This window comes from Alcanivorax profundi (assembly GCF_003597125.1).
Lineage (GTDB): Bacteria > Pseudomonadota > Gammaproteobacteria > Pseudomonadales > Alcanivoracaceae > Alcanivorax > Alcanivorax profundi.
On the sequence record NZ_QYYA01000012.1, the window covers coordinates 1 to 3,364 of the forward strand.

General features: G+C 52.9%; 2 rRNA genes. Both read right to left on the reverse strand.

Going from position 1 to position 3,364, the window contains the following annotated elements:
* Positions 1 to 113: 113 nt before the first annotated feature.
* A 5S ribosomal RNA gene (gene rrf / locus D4A39_RS16575) occupies positions 114 to 229 on the reverse strand.
* A gap of 189 nt (positions 230 to 418) precedes the next feature.
* Positions 419 to 3,311 (reverse strand): 23S ribosomal RNA (locus D4A39_RS16580).
* Positions 3,312 to 3,364: the final 53 nt, after the last annotated feature.

The following is a 3,364-nucleotide window of genomic DNA, read 5'->3' on the forward strand; positions in this document are numbered from 1 at the left end:
TGTCACATGGCAGCGCGAGCACTGCGAGGTAGTGAGAGGAGATCAGCGTGATCCTAAACCCAACAAAAAACCCCCGTCACTTTCGTGGCGGGGGTCTTTTGTTTAGTTTAAGAGCCTGACGATGACCTACTCTCACATGGGGAAGCCCCACACTACCATCGGCGATGTGTCGTTTCACTTCTGAGTTCGGCATGGGATCAGGTGGTTCCAACACTCTATTGTCGTCAGGCAAACTGGTTTGGTTTTCCTGATGAATCAGGAGGACCAAATAGGTTGCCTTACCGGTCGACTACTTGACTGACCGGCAAAGCCAAATTGGGAACGAGAAGTTTGCTATTCATGATTAGCAAGCTGACTTCTGACACCTTGTCTTTACGCTGTCCTGACTCGTGGAGTCTTGGGACTGCTTTGGTGTTATATAGTCAAGCCTCACGGGCAATTAGTACTGGTTAGCTTCACGCCTTACAACGCTTCCACACCCAGCCTATCAACGTTGTGGTCTTCAACGGCCCTTCAGGGGAATCAAGTTCCCAGGGAGATCTCATCTTGAGGGAGGCTTCCCGCTTAGATGCTTTCAGCGGTTATCCCGTCCGAACATAGCTACCCGGCAATGCCACTGGCGTGACAACCGGAACACCAGAGGTTCGTCCACTCCGGTCCTCTCGTACTAGGAGCAGCTCCTCTCAAATCTCCAACGCCCACGGCAGATAGGGACCGAACTGTCTCACGACGTTCTAAACCCAGCTCGCGTACCTCTTTAAATGGCGAACAGCCATACCCTTGGGACCGGCTTCAGCCCCAGGATGAGATGAGCCGACATCGAGGTGCCAAACACCGCCGTCGATATGAACTCTTGGGCGGTATCAGCCTGTTATCCCCGGAGTACCTTTTATCCGTTGAGCGATGGCCCTTCCATACAGAACCACCGGATCACTAAGACCTGCTTTCGCACCTGCTCGACTTGTAGGTCTCGCAGTCAAGCACCCTTCTACCTTTACGCTCGTTGCACGATGTCCGACCGTGCTGAGGGTACCTTTGTGCTCCTCCGTTACTCTTTGGGAGGAGACCGCCCCAGTCAAACTACCCACCACACAATGTCCCCGACCCGGATAACGGGCCTGGGTTAGAACCTCAAACATGCCAGGCTGGTATTTCAAGGACGACTCCACAATGACTGGCGTCACTGCTTCAAAGTCTCCCAGCTATCCTACACAAGCAGGCTCAAAGTCCACTGTGAAGCTGTAGTAAAGGTTCACGGGGTCTTTCCGTCTAGCCGCGGGTACACAGCATCTTCACTGCGATTTCGATTTCACTGAGTCTCGGGTGGAGACAGCGCCCCCATCATTACGCCATTCGTGCAGGTCGGAACTTACCCGACAAGGAATTTCGCTACCTTAGGACCGTTATAGTTACGGCCGCCGTTTACCGGGGCTTCGATCAAGAGCTTCGCCGAAGCTAACCCCATCAATTAACCTTCCGGCACCGGGCAGGCGTCACACCCTATACGTCCGCTTACGCGTTTGCAGAGTGCTGTGTTTTTAATAAACAGTTGCAGGGGCCTTTTCACTGCGACCGCCAATAGCTTAGGGAGTAAATCCCATCACCGTCAGCGGCGTACCTTCTCCCGAAGTTACGGTACAATTTTGCCTAGTTCCTTCACCCGAGTTCTCTCAAGCGCCTTAGAATACTCATCCCAACCACCTGTGTCGGTTTGGGGTACGGTTCCTTATAACCTGAAGCTTAGAAGATTTTCCTGGAAGCATGGCATCAACCACTTCCCGGTCACAAAGGACCAGTGGTCTCGACTCTCAGCCTTAAGGTGCCGGATTTGCCTAACACCTCAGCCTACAGCCTTTCCCCGGGACAACCAACGCCCGGTAGGCATAGCCTTCTCCGTCTCTCCATCGCAGTTATAAGAAGTACAGGAATATTAACCTGTTTCCCATCAGCTACGCATTTCTGCCTCGCCTTAGGGGCCGACTCACCCTGCGCCGATTAGCGTTGCGCAGGAAACCTTGGTCTTTCGGCGTGGAGGTTTTTCACCCCCATTATCGTTACTCACGTCAGCATTCGCACTTGTGATACCTCCAGCATGCTTCTCAACACACCTTCACAGGCTTACACAACGCTCCCCTACCCAGCAGAACAAGTCTGCTGCCGCAGCTTCGGTATCCAGTTTTAGCCCCGTTACATCTTCCGCGCAGGCCGACTCGACTAGTGAGCTATTACGCTTTCTTTAAAGGGTGGCTGCTTCTAAGCCAACCTCCTAGCTGTCTGAGCCTTCCCACATCGTTTCCCACTTAACTGGAATTTGGGGACCTTAGCTGGCGGTCTGGGTTGTTTCCCTCTCCACGACGGACGTTAGCACCCGCCGTGTGTCTCCCGGATAGTACTCACTGGTATTCGGAGTTTGCATCGGTTTGGTAAGTCGGGATGACCCCCTAGCCGAAACAGTGCTCTACCCCCAGTGGTATTCGTCCGAGGCGCTACCTAAATAGCTTTCGGGGAGAACCAGCTATCTCCGAGCTTGATTAGCCTTTCACTCCGATCCACAGGTCATCCGCTAACTTTTCAACGGTAGTCGGTTCGGTCCTCCAGTGCGTGTTACCGCACCTTCAACCTGCCCATGGATAGATCGCCCGGTTTCGGGTCTAATCCCAGCAACTAAACGCCCTATTAAGACTCGGTTTCCCTACGGCTCCCCTAAACGGTTAACCTCGCTACTGAAATTAAGTCGCTGACCCATTATACAAAAGGTACGCCGTCACCCCACAAAGAGGGCTCCGACTGCTTGTACGTACACGGTTTCAGGTTCTATTTCACTCCCCTCTCCGGGGTTCTTTTCGCCTTTCCCTCACGGTACTGGTTCACTATCGGTCAGCCAGGAGTATTTAGCCTTGGAGGATGGTCCCCCCATGTTCAGTCAAAGTTTCACGTGCTCCGACCTACTCGTTTTCACTTGATCAGGTTTTCGAATACGGGGCTATCACCCACTATGGCCGGCCTTCCCAGACCGTTCTTCTAACCATTCACAAGCTTAAGGGCTAATCCGCGTTCGCTCGCCGCTACTGACGGAATCTCAATTGATTTCTGTTCCTAAGGGTACTTAGATGTTTCAGTTCCCCTCGTTCGCCCCCTACACCTATGGATTCAGTGCAGGGTACCTGCCTTATGACAGGTGGGTTTCCCCATTCGGAAATCTCCGGGTCAAACAGTTGTTTGCCACCTAACCGGAGCTTATCGCAGGCTACTACGTCCTTCATCGCCTCTGGCTGCCAAGGCATCCACCGTGTACGCTTAATCACTTGACTATATAACCCAAAACAGTCTCTTCATCGCCCGCCTTTCGACTGGCAACTCCAAT